23 protein-coding genes are annotated in these 23,111 nt (G+C 66.2%); 12 read left to right on the plus strand and 11 right to left on the minus strand.

The genetic code is table 11. The annotated features are described in order from the left end of the window. Nucleotides 1–14 precede the first annotated feature (14 nt). On the plus strand, nt 15–1,610 hold the full coding sequence (locus PT015_RS21595) for an RNA-directed DNA polymerase (protein ID WP_285187119.1): 1,596 nt from the start codon (nt 15–17) through the stop codon (nt 1,608–1,610). Further along, complete coding sequence (locus PT015_RS21600) at nt 1,610–2,212, plus strand: hypothetical protein (protein WP_285187121.1); 603 nt, start codon at nt 1,610–1,612, stop codon at nt 2,210–2,212. The genes PT015_RS21595 and PT015_RS21600 overlap by 1 nt, the downstream gene beginning before the upstream one ends. Before the next feature lie 28 nt (nt 2,213–2,240). On the opposite strand, the gene PT015_RS21605 is transcribed toward PT015_RS21600, so the two are convergent. From PT015_RS21605 to PT015_RS21615, 3 genes are read right to left on the minus strand one after another with little or no spacing between them, the layout of a single operon-like run. Continuing rightward, on the minus strand, nt 2,241–3,494 hold the full coding sequence (locus tag PT015_RS21605) for an amidohydrolase (protein WP_285187122.1): 1,254 nt from the start codon (nt 3,492–3,494) through the stop codon (nt 2,241–2,243). Further along, a complete protein-coding gene (locus PT015_RS21610) occupies nt 3,491–3,943 on the minus strand; it encodes a nuclear transport factor 2 family protein (protein WP_285187123.1) in 453 nt (150 codons plus the stop codon). Before PT015_RS21610 ends, PT015_RS21605 begins: the two co-directional genes overlap by 4 nt. A gap of 22 nt (nt 3,944–3,965) precedes the next feature. Then, a complete protein-coding gene (locus PT015_RS21615) occupies nt 3,966–4,472 on the minus strand; it encodes a hypothetical protein (RefSeq protein ID WP_285187124.1) in 507 nt (168 codons plus the stop codon). Nucleotides 4,473–4,602: 130 nt separating this feature from the next. Between PT015_RS21615 and PT015_RS21620 the strand changes: the two genes are divergently transcribed. Beyond that, nucleotides 4,603–7,437, plus strand: coding sequence for an aminotransferase class I/II-fold pyridoxal phosphate-dependent enzyme (locus PT015_RS21620; protein ID WP_285187125.1), 2,835 nt, complete (start codon nt 4,603–4,605; stop codon nt 7,435–7,437). Here PT015_RS21620 and PT015_RS21625 read toward each other — a convergent pair. Together PT015_RS21625 and PT015_RS21630 are read right to left on the minus strand one after the other, a co-directional pair. Beyond that, on the minus strand, nt 7,434–8,093 hold the full coding sequence (locus PT015_RS21625) for a nitroreductase family protein (protein WP_285187126.1): 660 nt from the start codon (nt 8,091–8,093) through the stop codon (nt 7,434–7,436). The genes PT015_RS21620 and PT015_RS21625 overlap by 4 nt on opposite strands. Nucleotides 8,094–8,285: 192 nt before the next feature. Next, entirely contained in the window at nt 8,286–9,335 is a 1,050-nt protein-coding gene (locus PT015_RS21630; RefSeq protein ID WP_285187127.1) for a phosphotransferase family protein, read from the minus strand. 46 nt (nt 9,336–9,381) lie between these two features. Here PT015_RS21630 and PT015_RS21635 point away from each other — a divergent pair, with 46 nt between their 5' ends. Continuing rightward, complete coding sequence (locus PT015_RS21635; RefSeq protein ID WP_285187128.1) at nt 9,382–10,221, plus strand: alpha/beta fold hydrolase; 840 nt, start codon at nt 9,382–9,384, stop codon at nt 10,219–10,221. Here PT015_RS21635 and PT015_RS21640 read toward each other — a convergent pair. Then, complete coding sequence (locus PT015_RS21640; RefSeq protein ID WP_285187129.1) at nt 10,210–10,758, minus strand: TetR/AcrR family transcriptional regulator; 549 nt, start codon at nt 10,756–10,758, stop codon at nt 10,210–10,212. The two genes, PT015_RS21635 and PT015_RS21640, sit on opposite strands and share 12 nt — an antisense overlap. 76 nt (nt 10,759–10,834) lie before the next feature. Between PT015_RS21640 and PT015_RS21645 the strand changes: the two genes are divergently transcribed. Continuing rightward, nucleotides 10,835–11,761 carry a metal-dependent hydrolase gene (locus PT015_RS21645; protein WP_285187130.1) on the plus strand — a complete coding sequence of 309 codons (927 nt, stop codon included), beginning with the start codon at nt 10,835–10,837 and terminating at the stop codon, nt 11,759–11,761. Nucleotides 11,762–11,767: 6 nt separating this feature from the next. Then, a complete protein-coding gene (locus tag PT015_RS21650; RefSeq protein WP_285187131.1) occupies nt 11,768–12,931 on the plus strand; it encodes a hypothetical protein in 1,164 nt (387 codons plus the stop codon). Here PT015_RS21650 and PT015_RS21655 read toward each other — a convergent pair. Next, the gene (locus PT015_RS21655; protein WP_285187132.1) at nt 12,926–13,528 is read right to left on the minus strand and encodes a TetR/AcrR family transcriptional regulator; all 603 of its coding nucleotides are present in this window, start codon (nt 13,526–13,528) and stop codon (nt 12,926–12,928) included. The two genes, PT015_RS21650 and PT015_RS21655, sit on opposite strands and share 6 nt — an antisense overlap. 45 nt (nt 13,529–13,573) lie before the next feature. Here PT015_RS21655 and PT015_RS21660 point away from each other — a divergent pair, with 45 nt between their 5' ends. The 4 genes from PT015_RS21660 to PT015_RS21675 are packed head-to-tail and all read left to right on the plus strand — an operon-like array spanning nt 13,574 to nt 17,375. Next, a complete protein-coding gene (locus PT015_RS21660; RefSeq protein ID WP_285187133.1) occupies nt 13,574–14,695 on the plus strand; it encodes a sulfotransferase family protein in 1,122 nt (373 codons plus the stop codon). Then, entirely contained in the window at nt 14,685–15,746 is a 1,062-nt protein-coding gene (locus PT015_RS21665; RefSeq protein ID WP_285187134.1) for a hypothetical protein, read from the plus strand. The genes PT015_RS21660 and PT015_RS21665 overlap by 11 nt, the downstream gene beginning before the upstream one ends. 41 nt (nt 15,747–15,787) lie before the next feature. Next, nucleotides 15,788–16,525, plus strand: a complete 738-nt coding sequence (locus PT015_RS21670; RefSeq protein ID WP_285187135.1) for a potassium channel family protein — start codon at nt 15,788–15,790, stop codon at nt 16,523–16,525. Further along, nucleotides 16,515–17,375 carry an alpha/beta fold hydrolase gene (locus tag PT015_RS21675; protein ID WP_285191229.1) on the plus strand — a complete coding sequence of 287 codons (861 nt, stop codon included), beginning with the start codon at nt 16,515–16,517 and terminating at the stop codon, nt 17,373–17,375. Before PT015_RS21670 ends, PT015_RS21675 begins: the two co-directional genes overlap by 11 nt. Here PT015_RS21675 and PT015_RS21680 read toward each other — a convergent pair. Beyond that, nucleotides 17,372–19,426, minus strand: a complete 2,055-nt coding sequence (locus PT015_RS21680) for an FUSC family protein (RefSeq protein WP_285191230.1) — start codon at nt 19,424–19,426, stop codon at nt 17,372–17,374. The two genes, PT015_RS21675 and PT015_RS21680, sit on opposite strands and share 4 nt — an antisense overlap. A 126-nt stretch (nt 19,427–19,552) precedes the next feature. On the opposite strand from PT015_RS21680, the gene galT reads away from it, so the two are divergent. Together galT and PT015_RS21690 are read left to right on the plus strand one after the other, a co-directional pair. After that, on the plus strand, nt 19,553–20,614 hold the full coding sequence (gene galT, locus PT015_RS21685) for a galactose-1-phosphate uridylyltransferase (protein ID WP_285187136.1): 1,062 nt from the start codon (nt 19,553–19,555) through the stop codon (nt 20,612–20,614). Further along, complete coding sequence (locus tag PT015_RS21690) at nt 20,611–21,660, plus strand: galactokinase (RefSeq protein ID WP_285187137.1); 1,050 nt, start codon at nt 20,611–20,613, stop codon at nt 21,658–21,660. Before galT ends, PT015_RS21690 begins: the two co-directional genes overlap by 4 nt. Nucleotides 21,661–21,758: 98 nt before the next feature. Here the strand turns inward: PT015_RS21690 and PT015_RS21695 are convergent, their stop codons facing one another. Genes PT015_RS21695 through PT015_RS21705 form a run of 3 tightly spaced genes read right to left on the minus strand, consistent with a single transcriptional unit; the run spans nt 21,759 to nt 23,109 of the window. Next, the gene (locus tag PT015_RS21695) at nt 21,759–21,953 is read right to left on the minus strand and encodes a hypothetical protein (protein WP_285187138.1); all 195 of its coding nucleotides are present in this window, start codon (nt 21,951–21,953) and stop codon (nt 21,759–21,761) included. A 42-nt stretch (nt 21,954–21,995) separates the two neighbouring features. Then, nucleotides 21,996–22,610 carry an RES domain-containing protein gene (locus PT015_RS21700; RefSeq protein ID WP_285187139.1) on the minus strand — a complete coding sequence of 205 codons (615 nt, stop codon included), beginning with the start codon at nt 22,608–22,610 and terminating at the stop codon, nt 21,996–21,998. After that, a complete protein-coding gene (locus PT015_RS21705) occupies nt 22,603–23,109 on the minus strand; it encodes a hypothetical protein (RefSeq protein WP_285187140.1) in 507 nt (168 codons plus the stop codon). The genes PT015_RS21700 and PT015_RS21705 overlap by 8 nt, the downstream gene beginning before the upstream one ends. Between the last annotated feature and the right edge of the window lie 2 nt (nt 23,110–23,111).

Here is a 23,111-nt window from a genome sequence, read left to right on the forward strand (position 1 = left end):
GCACACTATTGGCCGTGCTTACCTCCGATCTGCTTGGTCGACTCGACCTTCTCGGTGCAGTCAAAGATGAGTTACTTGCATCTAATCGACTGCTTCCGAAGCGGCCCGATCATCTGCTTCTGGCAACAGACGCGACGCGGGTCGAGCGATGGTTGCGGCCGCGGATACGAAAAGGTGTGATCGCGCAAGCCGCTGATGTTGTCTTTGCGGACAAGGGTTGGCGTGGAACGCGCCCGTTGAACGTGATGAGTCTCGAACATCGGGTTCTTTATCAGGCACTTGTTAAAGAACTCGCGGCGGTACTACCGGCGCACTTGACGAGGCGTACAGACTACGAAGCCTTTCAACGAGCTCCGTTGATGGTGGACGGTGCGGCTTACATCAGCAAGACAGACGTCGCGTCCTGCTACGTCTACATTGACCACGATGTCCTGGCGGATGAACTGATCTCACAAACCGGTGATGAGCTCGCAGTCGATGCCTTGCGGGAGTTGCTCGCTCTAATCATGGGCCGCAGGGTGGGCTTACCTCAGATACATCAGGCAAGCAGGGTTTTGGGCGACTCGTACGTCGACCCTGTTCGCCGGACGTTGCGCCGTAACGGAATTGCAGCTTTCACTTACTCGGACGACTTTCGGTTCGCCTCGCCATCGCTGGGCCGTGCTCGATCCGCCTTGACTGCGTGTGAAGCCGAGTTGAGGGTTCGTGGATTAGTGCTGAACGAACGAAAAACGTACACATACGCCCGGGATAATTACGAGGATTCGTTAAGCGCTTACGAGCGCGCCGAACAGAACCTTTTTTCTGAGGGGAGCCTAACCGCCGCTGAGGCGGGCTTGCTGGAAGATGACTACGAAGACGAAGAGGCGATCGCCGGCGACGCAACGGTCGCGCCGATGAGTCTCGGCGTTGCACCGATTGGAGGTGCCATCGACGATGACGAGCTCATAGAGGGCCCTTCGACTGCGACGGCTACCGCGGATGACGATATCGATCAAATCTCGGCGGCTGCTCAAAAGGCCTGGCGAATGTGGACTTTGGAGGAGGAGTCTGAAGAAGTTCAGTCGAGTCTCGAAGCTACCATCACGCAATCGTTAATCAGCCGCGCCCTTCCAGTCCTCGGTCAGGTTCAGGATTCCGGGCCTCTCGAGGTGCTGTCAGCGCTTTTTCGTTATGAAGCAGGTTTGGCGCCGCAAATCGCGTCGTACTTAATCAACTTCTGCTCCCACGGACCATCAGCCCGTGCGGAAGTGAGAGATGCTATCGACGCTGTGCTCTCAGAAGACTTGACGAACGTCTGGCAAGAAATTTGGATTGCGTTCGCGATCGGCTCGGTGCGCCGTACCAGAACGCCCGGGACACGAACACATCTGGATTGGCTTCAACAGTGCGTTGCTGATGGGCCGGATGGCTTGGCGGCGACCGCGGCAGCAACGCTGGGGCGACTGCAGTACGGCGAACCTGATCTACTTGCGGCGGCGGTGGATCGAATCGCGCCGGAGTGGCGTCAATTGGCGCTGCTTGGGCTTTATCAGCTCGACTCAAAACGGGCGAACGAATCGGCTGATCATGAGCTTGATCGCATCTTGCTCCAGGTTGCATCGCACTGATGTCTGAGGGCACCTGGCGCGCTGATGAAGCATCTGGCTTGCTGTTTCGCACCATCGCGGCGCATCGCGCGACTGTCGTCAGCCTAGGGACCTACTCGCGACAGCGGCGTCTATCGGGCCCACTAGAGGATAGAGAGCAGATTCAGTGCCAAGCTACCCTCGTTCGCCTGCTTTCCATCGCAGAGTCATTTTCGGGCGAGCGTTTGCTTGAAGAGCTCCAAAGAATTGTGGATCGATCGAGTCACAAAGCGATTAACGAGATATGGGAACGCACAGCTGTCAGTGCAACTAATACCTGGGACGAACAGAAAAAGGCTTACAAAGAACTGTTGGGCGTGACGCTGAGTAATGCGGATTGGACGTCTGTCGGAAAGCTTGCGGAGGCGCGAAATGCTGTCGCGCACGGCCTTGGCGCGCTGACCCGCCGCCAGCTCCGCAACCGCCAAGGCACTGTGGACAAGTTGCGATCTTGTGGCATTACGTTAGTGAACGGTCGCATCGTTCTGAGCGATCAAGTTCTTTTCGACGCTGCTCGGACATGCCGAGAGTTCATCCGCAAGCTTGACTTCGCTATCGAAAATCGCGGCCCCGATTACCGTTGATATCTAGCGGGGACGGCCTGATCGGCATTCACGACGTCTGACGCAGGCGCGACAAGGCCGCGACGGTCAGTGCCTCGACCCCGGTCGTCAGGGTCGGCTCGATCACCGGCGCGAACTCCGGAGAGTGGTTGGTGGGCAACGCCTTTCCCTGCTCGGCGGCCTGGGCGATGCTTTGCTCGTCGAATCCGCCCCAGAACCAGAATGCGGTCGGCACGCCGAGTTCGCTGCCGTAGAAGCCGACGTCCTCGCTGGCCGAGACGGGCTGATCGGACTCGAACACCCGGTGCTCGCCGAAGTGATCGCGGAAGTCGACCGCGATCTCCTGCATGACCGTCTCGTCGACGGTGGTGGCCGGAAAGCTGTAAATGGTGTCGATTTTCGGGTCCCGCTCGGCCCCCGACGCCTGCGATTCGGCCTTGACGATCCGCGCGATCGACGCCAGGACGGACTCGCGGATGTCGTCGCGGAACGTCCGGACGTTGACGCCGAGTTCGGCGTCGTCGGGAATGATGTTGTCCTTCGACCCCGCGTGCACGTAGCCGACCGTCACCACGGCGGGGTCGAACGGTGAAACCTCGCGCGCCACAATGGTTTGCAGGCGCTGGACGACGTTCGACGCCATCACCACCGGGTCGATCGTGGCCGAGGGTTGTGAGCCGTGGCCACCGCGGCCGAACAACTGCACCTTCAGCGAATCCGCTGCGGCCATTGCCGTTCCGGTCTTGTAGGCGATCAGCCCGGCGGGCAACGGGCCCACATGCTGGCCGAGCACGACCTCCGGTTTCGGGAAGCGATCGAACAACCCGTCGGCGATCATCGCCTGGGCGCCGCCGCCGATCTCTTCGGCCGGCTGGAAGACGGCGACGATCGTGCCCGACCACGAGTCCCTGAGTCGGTGCAGCAACCGCAGCGCGCCGATCAACGCCGTCGTGTGCATGTCGTGTCCACACGCGTGCATCACCGGCACGTCGGCCCCGCTGCCGTCGACTCCGCGCGCGGTGCTCGCATATGGCAGCCCGGTCTTCTCGGCGACCGGCAGGGCGTCGAAGTCCGCGCGCAGCAACACGGTTGGCCCCGCGCCGTTGCGCAGCACCGCCACCACCCCGGTGCCGCCGACACCGCCGGTCACCTCGAGACCGAGCGGGGCGACGGCGTCGCGCACCTTCTGCGCGGTCCGATGCTCGGCGAACGACAGCTCGGGATTGGCGTGCAGGTCCTTGTAGATGTCGGCCAGACCGGATCCCGTCGTGCGTTCCCAGTGTTCGGGTAGGGCGATCGTCATAGCTGTACCTCGCTTCGTTTCGCCATCACGGAATTCGGCGCCGCCCAATCAGTGGACACCTTTCGGTGCGCGATGCGCCAGGTGTCACCGTCGGGCACCAGGGTGTCGCGGTAGCGGCCGACGTGGTCGAGCCCGATATGGGTCACGACCGTGAAGTAGCTCGACACCCGGGCTTGCTCGCGAGTCACGTCGTCGAAAAGAACGTTCGCGACGTTGTGCCGGACGATCGGCTTGACGTCGGCGCTGAGCGCGACGTTACCGGTGACGCCGCCGAGAAACGCCACGATCTCGGATCGACCGTGCAGCGGGTCGAAGCCGCGGATCTCCAAAACGCCATCGGCACAAAAGGTCTCGGCGAGGCTCTCGAACCGGCCGGAGTCACCGGACCAGTTGTACCGCGCGAGGGTGTCTCGAATGTGTTCGCGGGCCGTCAGTTCCCAGATCTCCATGAGCATCGAATCCTGTTGTCAGTCAGCCGTTGTGCGCGGCTCGCTGGTTGAGGAACGCCACCGCCTCGGGCGGGAAGAGTTCCAGCGGAAGGGCCGTCGTGCTCGGTCCGTACTTGGTCCGGATCAGGATCGACGGGCCGGTCACCTGCGGCGGCTTGAGGGCCGCGTAGTCGATGACGAGCGTGCTGATCGGCGTGACGATCAGCAGTTCGTTGGCGCCGAATCCGCTCGCCCACACCGATCCCGGCGCCATGATCGCCTCCTGGGCCTTGCTGCGCTGCCACAACAGGAAGACGAACAAGGCGGGGAATAGGGCGGCGACCGCCAGCCAAGTGACGTTGTGCGCCGGATCGAGCACTACCGAGACCACCACGAGTGCCAGGCACAGCGCCCAGAGGACAGCCAGGCGGCGCATGCCGCTGGTTTGGATCACCGTGGTGCGATACAGCCGTCGGCCGTCGCCGGGGCTCGCGACCCACACGTGGTGGACGGGCGGAAGCGGACGCTGCGCTGGTTGCGGGTAACTCACGCCAGAACCCTAGCCCGATCGCGGGTCGGCGCGATCGGCACAGGACGGACGCCGAGTGTTTGTTTGCCGGCCACCGGAGAGCAGGCCGTTTCTGCGAACCTTGACGTGAGTTTCCTTTGAGAGGACCGCCATGACAGAACATCTGCGCGCATACAACAGCCTGTGGCAGGTCCGCAGCGACTCCTGGTGCCGACTGGAAGAGGCCGCCGACCGGCTGACCCGCCCGGATACCGGCGGTGCGCTCAAGGAGAAGTGCGTCGCCGCCTGCCAGGAATTGCTGAATCGGCTCAGCTCGCTGGAGCCGTACTGGGCGTATCCGGGCTCGCCGCAATTCGCGCGTGTGCAAAGGCTTTTCGCCGGTGGTAGCTACGACAAGTTCTCCCAGGCGGTCGCGCGGATCAACCGGGCGCTGACCCAGGAGTCCTACCGCTCCGGCGACGTCGAGAACGCCGGCGCCGACGAACTCGACATGTTCCCGTCCGACCCGCGCCAGCTCGAGGGGCAGGCCGAGGTCGAGCGCGACCGGCCCTACTTCGAGGTGCTCGTCGTCGAGAAGATGACCGAGGCGCAGGAACGCGCGCTGCGCAACGAGGTTCGCAAGTGGCGCCGTCCCGACGACGAATTCGTCTACGAGCTGGTGGTGGTGGCCAGCGGCGACGAGGCGCTGATCGCGGCGCGGCTCAACGTCAACCTGCAGGCGGTGGTGATCCGGCGGCGGTTCTCGGCGAAGTCGACGCGCGACCTGTCGTCGCTGTCGGAGTTCGTCGACACCGACGTGCTGCACGATCTGGTCGACCACTACTCGCCCGAGGAACGCGCGCAGATCCTGGCGACGTCGCTGCACAAGCTGCGGCCCGAACTCGACCTCTACCTGATGACCGAGATCGAGGTCGAGGACATCGCCGGGCGGCTCGGCCAGTATTTCCGCCGGGTGTTCCACGCCCGTGAGGGCATGCTGGAACTGCACCTGTCGATCCTGCACGGCGTCGCCGCCCGCTACCGCACCCCGTTCTTCAGCGCGCTCAAGCAGTACAGCCACCGGCCGACCGGCGTCTTCCACGCGCTGCCGATCTCGCAGGGCAAGTCGATCGTCAACTCGCACTGGATCAAGGACATGGTCGGCTTCTACGGCCTGGAAGTCTTCATGGCCGAAACATCGGCCACCTGTGGCGGTCTCGACTCGCTGCTGGAACCGACCGGGCCGCTGCGCGAGTCGCAGCAACTCGCCGCGAAGGCCTACGGATCCCGGCACACCTACTTCGTCACCAACGGAACCTCGACCGCCAACAAGATCATCACCCAGGCGGTCGTCGCGCCCGGCGACATCGTGCTGTTGGACCGCAACTGCCACCAGTCCCATCACTACGGGATGATGATGGCCGGCGCGAATGTCGTGTACCTCGAGGCCTATCCGCTCAACGACTACTCCATGTACGGCGCGGTACCCCTGCGCGAGATCAAGTCAAAGTTGTTGGCGCTCAAGCGCTCCGGCAAGCTGGACCGCGTCAAGATGATGTCGCTGACCAACTGCACCTTCGACGGGATCGTCTACGACGTCGAGCGGGTGATGGAGGAGTGCCTCGCGATCAAGCCCGACCTGGTGTTCCTGTGGGACGAGGCCTGGTTCGCCTTCGCCCGGTTCCACCCGGTCTACCGCACCCGCACCGCGATGGCGTCCGCGGCGGCGGTGCGTGAGCGGCTGCAGAGCCCGGAGTACAAGGCCGAGTACGAGAAGTACCTGGCCGCGCAGACCGCCGAAAAGCCGAGCGACAACGATCTTTTGGAGCGGCGCCTGCTACCTGACCCGGCGCGGGCCCGCGTACGGGTCTACGCCTCGCAGTCGACACACAAGACGCTGACCTCGCTGCGGCAGGGCTCGATGATCCACGTCTACGACCAGGATTTCGACCAGAAGGTCTCGGTGTCGTTCCACGAGGCCTACATGGCGCACACCTCGACGTCGCCGAACTACCAGATCCTGGCGTCGCTCGACCTGGGCCGCCGTCAGGTGGCGCTGGAGGGCGCGGAGTTGGTACAACGGCAGATCGAGAACGCCATGCAACTGCGCGACGCGATCGACAATCATCCGTTGCTGAGCAAGTACATGAATTGCCTTGGCACGTCGCATCTCATCCCGACCGAGTACCGCCCGACGGCCATCGACCAGCCGCTGCGATCCGGGCTGCGCAACATGATGGCGGCCTGGCACGACGACGAGTTCGTGCTCGACCCGTCGCGAATCACGTTGTCCATCGGGCGAACCGGCTACGACGGCGACACCTTCAAGCGCGAGCAGCTGATGGACCGCTACGGCATCCAGATCAACAAGACCTCGCGCAACAGCGTGCTGTTCATGACCAACATCGGTACCACCCGCAGTTCGGTTGCGTTCCTGGTCGAGGTGTTGGTCAGCATCGCCGCCGAATTGGACCAGGGCATCTCCGAGATGAGCCTGGGCGAGCGGGAGCACTTCGAGAAGGCGGTGTGGGGGTTGACCGAGCGTCCGGTGCCGCTGTGCAACTTCAGCGGATTCCACCCGGCGTTCCGCGACCATACCGGTTCGGAGCCGACGCCCGAGGGCGACGTGCGCAGCGCGTTCTACCTGTCCTACGACGACGCCAACTGCGAATACCTGATGGGCGACGCGATCGACGAAAAGCTGGATGCCGGAAGCGATGTCGTATCGGCGACCTACGTGACGCCGTATCCGCCCGGGTTTCCCGTGCTGGTGCCCGGTCAGGTGTTCAGCCGCGAGATCCTGCAATTCATGCGCGACCTCGACACCAAGGAGATCCACGGCTACGAGCCGAACTTCGGTTATCGGGTCTACACCGAGAAGGCGATCGAAATGGTCGCCGCCGCAGCGGGTTTACCGGCCAACGGGCATCAGCCCAGTGCCCCGGCGGCAAAGCCGGCCAAGAAGAAGCCGGTGAAGCAGGCCGACGAACTGGCCGTCGCAGACTAGAAGGGTTCGCCGTCGAACCGCTCGCGGCTGGCCAACTCGGCGACGCTCGCGCGTCGCAGCTTGGTCAGCTGCTTGACCGGCTTGCCGAGCGGGAGGAATGCGGCCAACGCATACGTCTCCGGCATACCGAGCAATTCGCGCACCTTCGGTTCCTCGGCGACCGCCATCGTCGAGATGGTTCCGCCGAAGCCCTCGTTGCGGGCGGCCAACAGGATGTTCCACACCAAGGGATAGACCGACCCGCCGCTGATCACGCCGATTCGGTCCAGGTATTGATCCATCGCCGCAACGACCTCCAGGTTCACGCAGACCGCAAGCACCACAGCGGCATTGACGAACGGCGAGGTGAACTGCGCGGGCACATCGGTGGCCGCGATCTGCTCCGGTGTCGGCCCCGGCTCGTGCAGCGGGTTCCAGGGGCTTTCGCCGTTCGCCATCTGGGCCGCATACCGTCGGGCACCCGTCAGCGACAGCTCGACGAGCGCTTCGCGGGTTGCGCGGTCGCGGATCACAACGACATGCGCGCCCTGCCGATTGCCGCCGCTGGGCGCAAAACGCGCGTTGTCGAGGATCCGCTCCAGCACGTCGTCGGGCAGCGGGTCGTCGGTGTACTCGCGGGCGGCGAACGTCGTCCGCATCACGTCGTAGAGGTCCACCACCCCATGGTGCCCTGCCTGTAGACCGTGAGTCACATCAGACTCAGGAGCACCCGCGAGGAGGTATGCAGTTACTTTCCGTTTCGTGACCATATGCGATACCGCCCGCCGAAGTGATATCGCATATGGTCACGATTCCGAAAGAGGTTGTGCCCCTAGACCAGTTGCGCATGTGGCCCGTGTGAAACCAGGCTAGCCGCGCACCGCCGAGATGGTCCACGCCGGCAGGATTGGTGCCCGGGTGAGGAAGTGGTCGCCCTGGCCGATGCTGCGCAGCAGCGCCTGGGTGCGCATGATGCAACAGCCCATCCGCGCCATCGCGAAGATCTCATACCAGTCCAGCGCGACCAGTTCGCGGCCGATCAGCTCCTCGAAGCGGCGGATCACCTGCTCGCGGCTGTCGAAGCCGGGCAGCTCCGGATCGGCGTCAATCCCGTTCACTTCCAACATCTGTCGACGGGTAGCCAGCCACCACGCGAAGTCGGTCTCGGCCGGGCACAGGCAGGCCTGCTCCCAGTCCAGCACGCCGACGATTGCGCCGTCGTCGCCGAAGATCGCGTTGGACAGCCGGGCGTCGTTCCAGCACACCGCCAGGTCGTCGGTGTCGTCGGGCCGGTGGCGGTGCAGCCAGTCGAACGCCTCGGTCATCACGTCGGGAATCTGGTTGTCGGTGCCCCACGCGGCATACTCCTGCCACCAGGTGAGCTCGGCAGAAACGCCTGTGCCCGTGGGCCGGTGAAGCCACGAAGCGTCTCCGACCGGCACTCGCTGCAATGCCGCGAGCGTCTCGACGAACGAGTCGTGCGCCCGACGCTGCACCTGTGCTCCCGCGTCGTGCAGCCAGCCGCGCGTCGCATACGTGGTGTCCGACGGGGTGTGCCCGACGATTCGCGGCATCACCAGGAACCGGGAGTCGATCCACGACTCGTCGGCCTCATAGAGGATGGGTGACGGCGTCGCGATGCCGTGCTCGTGCAGGAAGTCCTGGGTGCGCGTCTGCGCCTCGAGGTCGTATTCGGGGTAGATGCCGCCACCGGCCGGCGGGATGCGCAGCACGTACTCGCTGGCCTGCCCGTTGATGTCGGCGGTGAACACCAGGCTCTCGCTCGACCAGCCCGCCGCCCGGTTCGCCGCGGTGAGTTCGGAGAGCGTGGCCTCGGCGTCGAACCGGTGGCTGAACCACGCCTCGAGCCGGGACCTGGTGTCCGCTAGGTCGCGTTGCACGAGCGCGATTCCCGCCATGCCAGACAGATTTACATATCACCGGCCAGATGTAAATATTGGCGACATGAATTCGGCGCAGCCCCTGACCTTCGGAGCGATCGAGGACACGTCGTTGCCGCTGGCGGTGTTGGCCCACGGTTTCCCCGATACGCCGTTCACCTGGCGGCACCTCGGACCCGATCTGGCCGCGCGCGGATACCGGGTGGTCGCGCCGTGGCTGCCCGGCTACGACGCGCCGACCGATCAGCCGATCAGCGTCGGCACCTACGTCCGCCGTTTGCTCGACACCCGCCTGCGCTACGACGGCGACGAGCGCGCGGTGCTGATCGGTCACGACTGGGGCGCGCAGGCCGGATACGGCGTTGTCGCGAGCGAGCCACAGGCATTCAGTCGTTTTGTGGCGCTTGCGGTTCCACCGGTTGCCGCCCTGGCCGCGGGCTTGTTCACCCACGCCCAGCTCAAGCGGTCGTTCTACATCTACTTCATCCAGCAGGTCGGCATGGCCGAGATCGCGCTGGTGATGCCGGGGTTCTGGGAGTCGCTGTGGGGCGACTGGTCGCCCGGCTACGACGCGACCGACGACATCGCAGAACTACGCCGCCACGTGACCGCGGACAACATCGCGAATGTCGTTGGGCCGTACCGGGCCTCGTTCAACCCGCAGTTCGTCGACCCGAACGCCGAGGCCGAGACGCTGGCCACCATGCAGCTTCCGCCGGTGCCGACGCTGTATCTACACGGCTCCGACGACGGGGCGATCGGCGCCGACCTCCTCGGCGACCTCGGCCAGCACTTCCCGGCCGCGGGGTCGAAAGCCGAGATCATCCACGGGGTCGGGCATTTCCTGCACCTGGAGAAGCCGGAACTGGTCGCGGCGAAAATCGGTGACTGGCTAGGCGGGTAGGCCCGCGCGGGTCAACCCGGCGGCGTGCCGCAGCTCGGCGAGGAAGCCATCCGGTGTGTCGTCGCTGATCACGTAGTGGCATACGGCAATCCGCACCACCGCTGACGCGGCAATGTGGGCCTGGTCGCCGCCGATGATCCGCGCGATGCGGTCGCGCATGATCGGCAGCACGCGTCTCATCTGCTGCAGCACATGCTCGGGCTCGATCTCGGCCAGCGAGCCGAGCGAATAACTGCGCTGGAAGTCGACGATGAATCGCAGTGCGGCGTCGAGTCTTTCGGCTCCGCTCAGTCCCGCGATCGCCGTTGCGATACCGGCGTCGAAATTGTCCTGCTCGTACAGCCCGAACGCCTCGAGCAGGCCCTCCTTCGACCCGAAGTAGCGATACAGCGTGGGGCGCGACACCTGGGCCTGCGCGGCCACGTCGGACAGCTGCAACCGCCGGCGACCATCGCGCGCGAGTACGACGAAGGTGGCGGCGAGTATGCGTCGACGTGTCGAGTGTTCGCCGTCGGCAGCGTGTGGGGAGGCCGCCATCGCGTCCTTTACATCTAGGGGGTCAAATGTCACACTGACCCTACCGCTGACCCTGGTCGATTGGAAGGTAGCGACGGTGAACAACCTCGTGGTCCGCAAGATCCCGTGGGAGTTCGACGCGAGCGTGCCGTTCATGTGGCAGCCCGAGAATCCGAATTTCGGGTTGTTCTGCAACGCCTTCACGTTCATCGCCGTCCCGTTCGAGCGCTACATCGTCAGCGTCGTCCGCAAGGCACACGACACCCTGCAACAGGACCCGGACGTCGCGGCCGAGGCCGAGGCGTTTCTGCGGCAGGAGGCCCAGCACGCGTCCGCGCACCGCAAGCACATGCTCGCACTGGTGGAGCGCTACCCTGAACTCGAGCGGTGCTACGAGGACGCCTGCCGCGCCTACGACGAACTGCTCGAGGAACAACCGATCGAATTTCACGCCGCCTACATCGCGAACCTGGAGGCGACGTTCACCCCGTTGTTCAAAGTGATTCTCGACAACCGTGATTCGCTGTTCGGCGCGGGCGATCAGCGAGTCGCCTCGCTGATGATGTGGCACTTCGTCGAGGAGATCGAGCACCGCAGTTCCGGGCTGATCCTCTACCAACACATCTGTCCCGACCCGTGGTACCGGACCAAGCACATCCGCGACACCTTCAGCCACGTCGGCGCGGTGTCCGAGGCGATCGCCAAGGTTTTCGACGAGGTGGTGCCGTTCGAGGACCGCGGCGCCTCCACCCAGGAGCTGCTGTCGATCTCTTTGCTTTACGGAGAGTTCATGTTTCGCGGACCCGGCGGCAAACGCCGGCGGGCGCGCCGCGGTGGCCCGCCGACGCTGTTCCGCGACGTGCCGACCCGGCAATTGCTCGCGATGGCATGGCGGCTGCTGTTGTCGCAGGCGCCGCACCACAATCCGGCCGACCAGCCGCTGCCCGACTGGGCGGACACCTGGATGCGCGAATACGACCACGGGGTCGACATGACCCGGTTTTTTCCCGCCTCGGAAAGGTAAATCGATTTGCTGACAACGAACTACGGCGCTCTGGTGCCCGAGGATGAGCTGCTCACCCATCAGATCGTCGACACGTTCGCCACGGTCAGTCAGTCGGACCCGTCCTGGACTGAGAAGATCTGGACGATGGCGCACGCCCGCGACAACTCGCTGCAGGTCGTGTTGGGCATCGGAAAGTACACCAACCGTGGAGTTTTCGACGGCGCCGCCGGAGTATGTCGCGGCACCGAGCAGTGGACCGTGCGGGCCGGCCGTCGACTGTCGTCGGCTCCGGCGAGCACGGATGTCGGCCCGATCCGCTATCAGGTCGTCGAACCGCTGCGGGCCATCCGGATCAGCCTCGACCACAACGACGAGCAACCGATCGCCTTCGACGTCGAGCTGCGCGGGAGTTTCGATGCGGCGCTCGAGGATCCGTGGCCGGATCGCAGCCCCGACGGGTATCGCGTGACGCACAACATCCTGCGCTATCACCAGATCGGGGTGGCCTCCGGTTGGGTCGAGGTCGAGGGTGAGCGCACCGAGATCGCGGCCGACGAGTGGATTTCGATTCGCGACCACTCGTGGGGGCTCCGGCCCGGGGTGGGCAAGCCGATCCCCGGCCTGCCGCGGGGCAGTCGCAAGATCAAGCAGATGTTCATGACCTGGTTGCCGATGACAATGACCCGCCCGGACGGGTCGGCGTACTCGCTGTTCGTGATGTACCAGGAGGAGCGCGGCGACGGGTTCACCGAAATTCGTTGCCAGGCAGAACAACAGAACGCCGACGGCACGTCGCACCGATTCCCGTCTGTCGAGCAGGACATGCATTTCGAGGACGCCAACCGGCGATTCACCCACGGGACGATCACGCTGATCGACACCGACGGGTCCAGGCGTCCGCTGACGATCACCGCCGCCGGGCCGGGCGGCTTCCACCTCGGCACCGCCGGTTACTACGGGTGGAACGACTGGGTGTACGGCCAGTGGGTCGGCGACCTCAGGGTCGAGGGCAACCACGTCACCGACTGCGACCACCCGGCGAAGGCGCGCGAACTGCATCAGCTTCGCGACCTGCTGGTGCGTGTCGAGGACCCGGTCGGTGGCGGCACCGGGCTGGGCGACGCCGAGACGTTCGCGATGGGCGCCTTCCCCGAGCGCGGGCTGACCGCGGAGAATTCGTTCTTATAGCACCTCGTTGGCATCAATCGCGCCAACGACTTTCGCGATCAGCCACTGCACCGCGTCGACCGCCTCGGCCTTCTCGAGATTCCACGCCCCGACCAGCCGCTCGTAGGTCGTCGGGCTCCACAACACGTCGAGCAGTCCCGCGAATGCCCGGCGCTGGGCGTCGGACAGCTCCGGTGCGCGTGCGGCCACCGCGCGGTCGAGAGCGTCGTGCCGCCGGACGTCGGCGCCGACAAACGCGGACCCCTGCGGTGTCGCATCCCTGACGGCAAATCGCTTCAGCGAGGCGAAGACTCGTGCCGTCACGTCGCCGAGGGTGTCCAATTCGACGTCCTCGTAGGCGATGCCGGCCTCGTCCTCCAGTCGGGCCATGATCGCGTCGTGCAGGTGCCGCTCGGTGGGGAAGTGCCGGTAAACCGTGCGCTCGCTGACCCCGGCGCGCTCGGCGACGGCCCGGAACGTCAGCTCGTCCCAGTCCCACGTGGTGAATCCGCGGACCAGGCGACCGCCCGCGTCGACGATGCGGTCGCGGGTGGCGGCGGCGGCCTTCTGGCGGGCTGGGCTGTGGTAGCTGCGCCGAGGCGTTGACAACTCGCTCATAATCGCGTCAGTATACTGACACAGATTCTCCGGAAAGGGTTAACGATGGGCGATGTCGACGATGTCGTCGCCGCGGCCGTCGCGCAGACCGGCCTGGACGACTTCGGCGACGACTCCTTCCGTGCGGGCCTCGAAGTGTTACTGACGTCGCTGCGCGACGAAGCCCGCCTCAACGCCCGCGGCGAGGCCTACCTCCGCGCCCGCATCGTCACCGCGCTGTCGCAGCGACTACAGGTCGAGGACTGGTATCGCCGTCACCCGGAGATCGACGAGGTGGAACTGCAGGCCCCGCTGATCGGTCTCGGCCTGCCGCGCACCGGGTCGACGGCGTTGTCGGTGTTGCTCGCGCAGGACCCGGCGATCCGCTACCTGCGGCGCTGGGAATCGTCACAGCCGTGCCCGCCGCCGTCGACCGTCAGAGGTCCCGATCCACGGATACCGGCCGACGAGCACAACCGGGTCGGCACACGAGCCCACGTGCCGACTGGCACGCACGCGCCGATGGAATGCCTCGAGTTAATGACGCTCGACTTCAAATCCCATATCTTCCAAGCCTTTGCGCAGATCCCGTCCTACTCGGCGTGGCTGGTCGACGAGGCCGACCTCACCTCGACGTATGCGTACCAGCGCCGGGTGATGAAGCTGCTGAGTTGGGGTGAGCCGGCGCGGCCGTGGCGGCTCAAGTCGCCGTCGCACGTGTTGTGGCTCGACGCGCTCAACGCCGCCTTCCCCGATGCGCGGTTCGTGATGACGCACCGCGACCCCACCGACGTGATCCTCTCGGTGGCCGATCTCTACGCCGACATCGTCGGCGGGTTCACCGATCATCTGGACCGAAAGTATCTGGGGCAGCTCAACGTCGAGCACTGGTCGCTCGGCATGCAGCGGGCCATGAAGTTCCGCGACAATGCGGCCGGGAAGAGGTTCTACGACATCGACTTTCGGGCCATGCAGGCCGATCCGGTCGGCCAGGTCTGCGGGTTGTATGCGTGGCTCGGTGAACCGGTCGGCGCGGAATTCGAGGACCGGATGCGGACGTGGTGGGCCGAGGCCGCCTTGGAGCGCGAGCCGAGCAGTCACGCCGATCCGGTGGCGTTCGGCATCGACCTCGACACGGTCCGGCCCTTGTTCGCCGACTATGTCGCCAGGAGCCTGCATGCCCATTGACCTGACCGGCGGCATCGACCCGTCGCGCGAGTTGGTGTTCGCCGAGAAGCCCGACGACCCGGAGATGCGCGACTCGGTGAGCTTCTGGGTGGTCGACGACCGTGGCGCAGTCGGCCTGCCGCGCATCGGGATTGAGGCCGTCGCCGCGAACTGGGACGCGCACGACATTCAAGTCAACGTCGCGTTTCCGGACGGGCGGGTATTCCGGTTGCGCGCCAACGGATCCAGCTGGCCGGTGCGCGGTCCCGACGGCCGGCCCTCCGTGCTCGGCGCGGGCGGTCTCGGGTTCCGGTGCCTGGAGCCGTTTCACACGTGGACGATGAGCTTCGAGGGCCAAGCCGTGCAGTTGTCGTCGCAGGATCTGATCGACGGCAACAAGGACGGGCCGCTCGTCGACGTCAGCTTCCACGTCGAGGCGACAATGGCGGTGCCGCCGTGGGTGCAGGGGACCCTCTCGGCGGAGTCGGGAGAACGGCTGAAGACGTCGATCGAGGGCGCCCTGATGGGCGGGGCTCGCTACGAGCAACTCTTTCGCGCGACCGGGGCGCTGACCACCGGCATCGAGCAACACGACTTCTCCGGCACCGGCCTGCGGATTCGACGGCAGGGAGTGCGCAGGCTGGCCGGGTTCTGGGGGCACTGTTGGCAGTCGGCGCTGTTTCCCAGCGGACGGGCGTTCGGCTACATCGCCTACCCGCCGCGGCTCGACGGCGAGCCGACGTTCAACGAGGGCTACATCTTCGACGGCGACGGCGGTATGACTCCCGCCCGGGTTGTCGAGGCACCGTGGCTCACAGCACTGAAGCCTTGCGGCGAGGACGCAGCGCTGACGCTGGAAACCCCAAGCGGGACAGTGCATATCGAGGGCGAGACAATCCTGTCCACCCACGACGTCCATCACGACGACAAGATGTATTCGAGCGAGGCGCTCAAGCAGGAGATGCCGAGCTTCCCGGCGCTGCAGCAGGCCGGGGTGCGCTACCGGTGGGACGGCGAGGAGGCGTTCGGCATGCTGGAGCGCTCAAATCCGCTGGACAAGCTGATTTTGTAGTTCGCCCGACACGGGTCCGGTGCAGCGGCGAGACTGGCGGGATGCGTAGCGAAGCTAACCTGCAGCGTTTCGAGCGGTACGCCGAATGGCCGCTCGCCGTGGGGGCCCTGGTCTTCCTGGTCGTGTTCTCCGTGCAGGTACTGGCTCCGCGGCCGCCGCGCGAGGCGCACATCCTGTGGCTGATCGACTGGTCCATCTGGGGCATGTTCATGCTGGATTACGTTGTGCGGCTGTACCTCGCGCCGCGGCGGTGGCACTGGTTCTGGCGGCATCTCATCGACTTCGCGATCGTGACACTGCCGTTGATCCGGCCACTTCGGTTGCTGCGCTTGATCGTTCTGATCGAACTGCTGCAGAAGGCGGTCGGGGACGCTTTCCGGGGCCGGCTGCTCGTCTACACCACATCGGGCGTCGTGCTGCTGATCTATTCGGCGTCGCTCGCGGTCTATGACAAGGAGCGCGGCCTGCCGGGGGCGACGATCAACTCGTTCGGCAAGGCGCTGTGGTGGTCGATCACCACCGCGACCACCGTCGGCTACGGCGACGTCTATCCGGTGACCAATACCGGCCGGGTGATCGCCGTGCTCCTGATGCTCGGCGGCATCGGTCTGGTCGGTGTCGTGACCGCTTCGCTGGCGTCGTGGATCATCGAGCGCGTCGCCGAAGAGGACGCGCTGAATGCCGCCGCCACCGTCGCGCACATCGAAGAGTTGCGCGCCGAAATCCGCGCGCTGGGCGAGCAGCTACAGGGAAAGGCCGGCAGTGACCATCACTCCTGAACCGTTCACCACGAACGGCGTTGGCGGAACCCGGATTGTCGCCGACCGGCTCGGAGACCCCGCCACGCCCGCCGTCGTGTTCCTGCACGGCGGCGGGCAGACCCGGCGGTCGTGGGGCAAGGCTGCCGCCGCCGTGGCCGAACGCGGTTGGCAGGCGGTCACCGTCGACTTTCGTGGCCACGGCGAGTCGGACTGGTCCGAGGAGGGTGACTACCGGCTGGCCAGCTTCGCCGGCGACGTGCAGGAGGTGCTGCGCCGGCTGCCACCGCAGCCCGTGTTGGTGGGCGCATCGCTCGGCGGTTTCACGACAATGCTTCTGGCGGGCGAGATTTCACCCGGTATCGCGCGGGCCGTCGTGCTGGTCGACATCGTGCCCAACATGGACCAGTCCGGGGCGAACCGGATTCACGAGTTCATGGCCGGCCGGATGCAGTCGGGTTTCGAGTCGCTCGACGAGGTGGCGGACATGATCGCCGAGTACAACCCGCACCGGCCGCGGCCGTCGGACCTCAACGGCCTGCGCACCAACCTGCGCCGTCGCGGCGACCGCTGGTACTGGCACTGGGACCCAAAGTTCATCAGCGAGAACGCCTCTCTGCCGCCGCACGAGTTGACCGACGTCGGCCGGATGAACGCCGCGGTCGAGAACATCCTGGCCGGCGGGGTGCCGATGCTGCTGGTGCGTGGGCAGGTGAGCGACCTGGTCAGCCAGGACCGCGCCGACGAATTTTTGGCCCGCTTCCCGCAGGTCGAGTTCGTCGACGTGCAGGGCGCGGGGCACATGGTCGCGGGCGACCGCAACGACCTGTTCGCCGACGCGGTGCTGAATTTCCTTGCCCGCCAAGGCTAGCGGGGCAGCAGCACGCCGTTGTCGGCGCCGAGGTCGATCGCGGAGTTGATGACCACGCGGTCGATTTGACGCAGCGAATGCAGGGCGGACAGCAGGCGCCGCCGCTCGAGTGATTCCTCGCGGTGCTGGCGGGCCAGCGACTCGGCCGCGTCGATGTAATCGGTGGACGGAAACACCGTCGCGGGCTGGTTGAATTCCAGCGCCGTGATCAGCACGTCGATGTTGCGGCGGATCTGGGCCGCGGTCTCCCTGATCGACTCGGCAAGATCCGGCGAGGTGTCGACGCGAGTTGCGCTGCTGCGGGCCAGGATTCGCGCGTACCGGTCGCAGGCGTTGAGCATCCGCAGGCCGTGCCGCATGGTGCGACGCCCGCCGAGGCCGGCGATCCCGGCGCTCAGCGGCTTGGCCGTGGTGCGGAACTGCTGCAGGTCGCGGCCGAGTTGGCGGGCGGTCTCGGTGAGTGGGGTGGGCGGCGCGCTGCCTAGGAGGCTGCCGACCGACTCGTCGATCAGGTCGATGAGCGTCAGGAAGAAGGCGTGCGCGTCGTTGCGGATATGGGTGCGGGTGTTGATCGGCAGCACCAGCATCGCGGCGGCGATCCCGATGACCGCCCCGACCGCAGTCTCCTCGATGCGCAGCACCAGCAGGCCGAACGTGAATTCGCCGAGCAGGCCGTACATCAACGCCAGCATGGTGCTGATCCAGAACGTCATCAGGCTGTAGGTGACCTTCATGAAATAGAAGGCGCAGAACAGGCAGACGAAGATCATCGCCAGCGAGGCGATCTTGTTGCCGGACACCAGAGTTGCGACCAGCACGCCGCTCGGGACGCCGAGCACGGTGCCGAGCAGCCGCTGCCAACCCTTGTCGAGCGTTTCGGCCCAGGTGTTGGTGCCGGCGAAGATGACGAACGCGGCGATCGCCGCCCAATACCAATGCGACGGCGACACGATCTCGCCGACGATGATCGCCAGTGCGGCGGCGACGGCCACCTGAACGGCCTGCCGGGTCGACGGCAGCATGCCGGTCTGCGCCTGCTTTTCGGGTTTGTCCGGCTCGGCGGCGGGCGCCGGGTCGGATTCGACTCTCTCGATTCGCTTGCGAACCTCGGCGGTGGCCTTGGCCGTGTCGACGACGGCCAGGGCCAGGCGGCTCACCGCGAGCTCTTCCGGGCTGTCGCCGAGCAGCCGCTGGGCCCGCTCCGCGGTCTCGGGCAGGCGATGGCTCTGCGGCAGACGGATCGCGCGCGACAGCATGGCCACGGTGTTCGCCAGCTCGATGCGGGTGTTGGCCGCGATGTCGGCTTCGGCGGCCCGCGCGCCCGCAGTGGCGAGGCGCTCGACGGTGAGCTCCGCGTTGAACAGCCACATCGCCAGGTCCTCGCCGCTGACGCCCGGCCACAGCGCGCCGGGGTTCACCCGCTCCTCGATCTGGGCCTGCACGGTCAGCGCGGTTTCGTTGAGCCGGACGACCCGGATGCGGAGGCGTCGCTGCGAACGCTCGTCGGTTCGGCTGTTGCGCACCAGGTCAGCGGTCCGGTCGACGACGATCGCCATCCGCGCCCGCAGTGACCGAATGTTCTCGCGCAGAACGCTTTCCGGCTTGTCCGGCATCAGGTAGTTGCTCCACACGAAGCTGCACAGCGTGCCGACGACGGTCGCGCCGATCAACCAGGGCAACTCAGAGACCTGCGCCCGCAAGTACAGCGAGAAGAAGTACGCCATGAACGTGACCATGCCCAGCGTCGTTCCGCGCGGGCCGAACCGTCGCACATAGACGGCGATGAACACTACGACGACGAACAGGACGTCGCCGACCACGGGATGCGGCGTCACCAGCGCGGCCGCGGTGATGGATACCGCGGCGGGTAGCGGCACCAAAGCCATCGTGACGTGTTGGCGATGCGGGTCGGGTTCATTGACCGAGCGCGCCGACACCATCGTGATCAGCGCGCCGAGCAGGGCGACCGTCATGGGCTGCCCGGTGACCTTCGTCAACCCGAACAGGACCACCAGCGCCGTCGCGAGCGCGCCGGTCGTCCGGGCCGCCATCCGCAGCCGGAGTAGCCCGGGGTCGGAGCCGACGGCCCAGTTACGCGCCCGCTCGAACACCGTTACCAAGCCTCTCGTGCGTGTCTGTTGCCACCGACTCTGGCACAGCGACCAAGATGGGAAGCGATGAGCACGGAGGTGACGCTGGCCGACGGTCGCCAGCTGTTGTTCTTTTCACTCCCGGGGCATACCCCGGCGCCGGTGGCCGACCGCCGCCCATTGCCACCGTTCGAGCCCGGTCAGTCGCAGTTGCGGTTCGACCGGGCCACCGGGCAGTGGGTGATCATCGCAGCGCGCCGTCAGGACCGCACCTACAAGCCGCCGCCCGACCAGTGTCCGCTGTGTCCCGGACCCTCCGGTTCGACCAGTGAGGTGCCCGCGCCCGACTACGACGTTGTCGTCTTCGAGAACCGCTTCCCGTCGCTGTCCGGCGTCGGCGGACCGGCTTCGGTGCCGGACGGCTTCGCTTCGTCGCCGGGCGCCGGGCGGTGCGAGGTGATCTGCTTCTCCAGCGATCACAACGGGTCGTTCGCGTCGTTGCCGCTGCCGCACGCGCGGTTGGTGGTGGACGCGTGGCGCGACCGGACCGCGGCGCTGCTGGAGTTGCCGGCCGTGCAGCAGGTGTTCTGTTTCGAGAACCGCGGCGAGGAAATCGGTGTGACGCTGGCCCACCCGCACGGCCAGATCTACGGCTATTCGTTTCTGCCGCCGCGCACCGCGGCGATGATGGCGCAGGCGCGTAATCACCCTGGCGGCAACCTCTTTGCCGACCTGCTGGCCGCCGAGGTCGCCGACGGCAGTCGGATCGTGGCGCGCACCGAGTTGTTCACCGCGTTCGTGCCGTTCGCCGCGCGTTGGCCGGTCGAGGTGCACATCTATCCGAACCGGTTCGTGCACAACCTGATTGATCTCACCTCGGCCGAGTTGGACGATTTCGCATCGATCTATCTCGACATCCTGCGACGGTTCGACCGGATGTACGACGGGCCGCTGCCGTACATGTCGGCGCTGCATCAGTACGACGACACCGATGCGTTGCGCGACGGCTACTTTCACGTCGAGTTGATGTCGATCCGGCGCAGCGCGACGGCGTTGAAGTATCTGGCGGCGTCCGAATCGGCGATGGACGCGTTCATCACCGACGTGGTACCCGAGGCTGTGGCTGCACGGTTGCGGGACCTCGCGTGACCGTTCGGTGTTCCGCGCCCGGCCGGGTCAACCTGATCGGCGAGCACACCGACTACAACCTCGGTTTTTCGTTGCCGATTGCGTTGCCGCAGAGGACATCTGTCGTCTTCGAACCGTCCTCCGTTTCGGCGTTGACCGTGACGAGCTCGCTCGCGGACGATGCCGTGCTCATACCTTTGACCACTTCGCCCGGTGACGTCACCGGCTGGGCGGCCTATGTTGCCGGTGTCGTGTGGGCGCTGCGCTCGGCCGGACATGCGGTCTCGGGGGGGACGATGTCGGTGTCCAGCGAGGTGCCGATGGGGTCGGGGCTGTCGTCGTCGGCGGCGCTGGAATGCGCCGTGCTGGGCGCGCTGTGTCCGGGTATCGACCGTCTCGACCAGGCGCGCATCGCCCAGCGCGCCGAGAACGACTATGTCGGTGCGCCAACGGGTCTGCTCGACCAGATCTCGTCGCTGTTCGGTGCGGCGTCGACGGCGCTGCTGATCGACTTCCGGGAGTTGACCGTGTCTTCGGTCGGCTTCGACCCGTCGGCGTCGGGAGTTGAACTGCTGCTGATCGACTCGCGAGAGAAGCACGGCCACGTCGGTGGTGAGTACGCCGCGCGACGGCTGTCCTGTGAACGTGCGGCGGCGGACCTCGGCGTGGCTTCGTTGCGCGAGGCGACTTCACTCGACGCCGTGGTTGATCCCGTTGACGCCCGGCGCGCCCGGCATGTGCTCAGCGAGAATCAGCGGGTGCTCGATTTCGTTGCCGCGCTGCGTGATTCGGACTATGCCGAAGCCGGACGGATCTTCGCCGCTTCGCATGCGTCGATGCGCGACGACTTCGAGATCACCACGCCGCACATCGACCGGATCGCCCGCGCCGCAGAAGATGCCGGCGCGCTGGGGGCGCGGATGACCGGCGGCGGGTTTGGCGGCTGCGTCATCGCGTTGGTGCCCGCCGATCGCGTCGCTGCGGTCAGCGACGCCGTGCGGGCCGTCGGCGATCCGGAGCCCGTCGTGACCCAGACCTACGCCGCAGAGGGCGCATCCGCCCCGTGAGTAACACGGAGGTCGGGGAACCCGAGTTGCCCGCCTCTGAGCGAATTTCCCGCGCTGCCCGACCAATTTCGCTCGGAGGCGGGCACAACGGCACTTCCTCACGTCACGTCGCAAGAGTGAACCGAATGGCCCGCAACCCCAATTCCTCTGCCGCCTCGACGAAACGCGATGCCCATCACGCGTTGCGCCTTCTTGCCGTAGGACTCCGCGCCGCGGGCATAGAGGTCGCCGACCACCGCCGTGTCGGTGATCAATTCGCCGCGCATCGCGGCGGACCGGCCGTCATGCAGCACCTGCGCCGGCCCCGAACGGTGTGCGCAGCAGGGTTCATGGCTTCACGGTAGCGCCCAGCCCATCGTGAAACCGTGCCGTAGCACGAGGTCGGTCAGCACATCGGTGCGCTCGGCCAGCGGCCACGACTCGACGGTGAACGGCTCGAGGGCGAAGAACGCGTAGTTGATCGACGTCTCCGGTGTGGTGCGGGGCCGGTAGAGGATGGCGTCCAGCTCCGGCCACCACCGCCGGACCGCGTCGGCAAGTCGCTGGCAGGTGGTCCACACGGCGTCGTGCTGGCCGGTGCTGATCTGGTCGTCGACGCCGAGGACGTCGAGGTTGGCCTCGGTGCGTAGATCCAGCACCCGCAGGTGCCGGGCGGCGACCAGTCGGACCAGCCGGTGCTCGGCGTGGTCGGCGGGGAGCATCAGCCCGGTCGGGCGGTACCGCTCGCGGAAGGCGCCGACGAGAGCGGTTGCGGCATAACGAGTTCGGAATAGGCCGGACTCGGGATCGAAGCGGTAGCGGGCGCTGGGGAATCCATCCCACGTCCATTCCTCGGGAGCCGCGGCCTCCACCCTCCAGAGTTCGGTGCCGGCGTCGATGCGTCGTCGCCGCAGGCCGACCGGCCTGGCGTCGGGCAGCGGTGACCGGTAGCCGGCGGGAAGGTCAGGCACCGATGCTGGCGAGCATCCGCCAGGCGGCGTCGGCGGTCTTGGGGCGGCGCAGCGCCTCGGCGATCGAGGAGCCGCCGAGGTCGTCGTGTTTCAGCCGCATGATCCGGTCGGCGGCCAACGGGTCGGTGGTGAAGGTCGCGAGAAGTTCGAGGATGCGCGGCAGGTCGGTCCGAACCCGGTCGGCGTCGAATTGCCACGCCGGGAAATAGGTGTGGTTGCCGACCGCCGAACCCAGCAGCTTGCCCCGACTGCGCAGCCGGTGCACGGCCTGCGGCGACTGCATTGCCAAGCGCTGCTGCACCTTCGGCGTCGCCAGCGCGCCCTCGACGAACTCGTGCACCAGGGCGCTGCGGCGTTCCTCGTTCAGGCCGTGGGCGGCGACCCGCTCCAGGGTGCCCTGCGGTGTGATCGGCGCCTTGAGAACGGCTTCCAATACTTCCGCGAAGCCGGGTTCAATGCGGGCGCGCTCGGCAACCTGTTCGGCGACGGTGGTGGACATGA

This window comes from Candidatus Mycobacterium wuenschmannii (genome assembly GCF_030252325.1).
Taxonomy (GTDB): Bacteria; Actinomycetota; Actinomycetes; order Mycobacteriales; family Mycobacteriaceae; genus Mycobacterium; species Mycobacterium wuenschmannii.

Excerpts from the sequence above, each read along its gene's own strand:
- PT015_RS21600 (WP_285187121.1), top strand. The coding sequence starts at position 1,610 with ATGTCTGAGGGCACCTGGCGCGCTGATGAAGCATCTGGCTTGCTGTTT.
- PT015_RS21605 (WP_285187122.1), bottom strand. The coding sequence starts at position 3,494 with ATGACGATCGCCCTACCCGAACACTGGGAACGCACGACGGGATCCGGT.
- PT015_RS21610 (WP_285187123.1), bottom strand. The coding sequence starts at position 3,943 with ATGGAGATCTGGGAACTGACGGCCCGCGAACACATTCGAGACACCCTC.
- PT015_RS21620 (WP_285187125.1), top strand. The coding sequence starts at position 4,603 with ATGACAGAACATCTGCGCGCATACAACAGCCTGTGGCAGGTCCGCAGC.
- PT015_RS21630 (WP_285187127.1), bottom strand. The coding sequence starts at position 9,335 with ATGGCGGGAATCGCGCTCGTGCAACGCGACCTAGCGGACACCAGGTCC.
- PT015_RS21635 (WP_285187128.1), top strand. The coding sequence starts at position 9,382 with ATGAATTCGGCGCAGCCCCTGACCTTCGGAGCGATCGAGGACACGTCG.
- PT015_RS21640 (WP_285187129.1), bottom strand. The coding sequence starts at position 10,758 with ATGGCGGCCTCCCCACACGCTGCCGACGGCGAACACTCGACACGTCGA.
- PT015_RS21655 (WP_285187132.1), bottom strand. The coding sequence starts at position 13,528 with ATGAGCGAGTTGTCAACGCCTCGGCGCAGCTACCACAGCCCAGCCCGC.
- PT015_RS21660 (WP_285187133.1), top strand. The coding sequence starts at position 13,574 with ATGGGCGATGTCGACGATGTCGTCGCCGCGGCCGTCGCGCAGACCGGC.
- PT015_RS21665 (WP_285187134.1), top strand. The coding sequence starts at position 14,685 with ATGCCCATTGACCTGACCGGCGGCATCGACCCGTCGCGCGAGTTGGTG.
- PT015_RS21670 (WP_285187135.1), top strand. The coding sequence starts at position 15,788 with ATGCGTAGCGAAGCTAACCTGCAGCGTTTCGAGCGGTACGCCGAATGG.
- PT015_RS21680 (WP_285191230.1), bottom strand. The coding sequence starts at position 19,426 with ATGGCGGCCCGGACGACCGGCGCGCTCGCGACGGCGCTGGTGGTCCTG.
- galT (WP_285187136.1), top strand. The coding sequence starts at position 19,553 with ATGAGCACGGAGGTGACGCTGGCCGACGGTCGCCAGCTGTTGTTCTTT.
- PT015_RS21705 (WP_285187140.1), bottom strand. The coding sequence starts at position 23,109 with ATGTCCACCACCGTCGCCGAACAGGTTGCCGAGCGCGCCCGCATTGAA.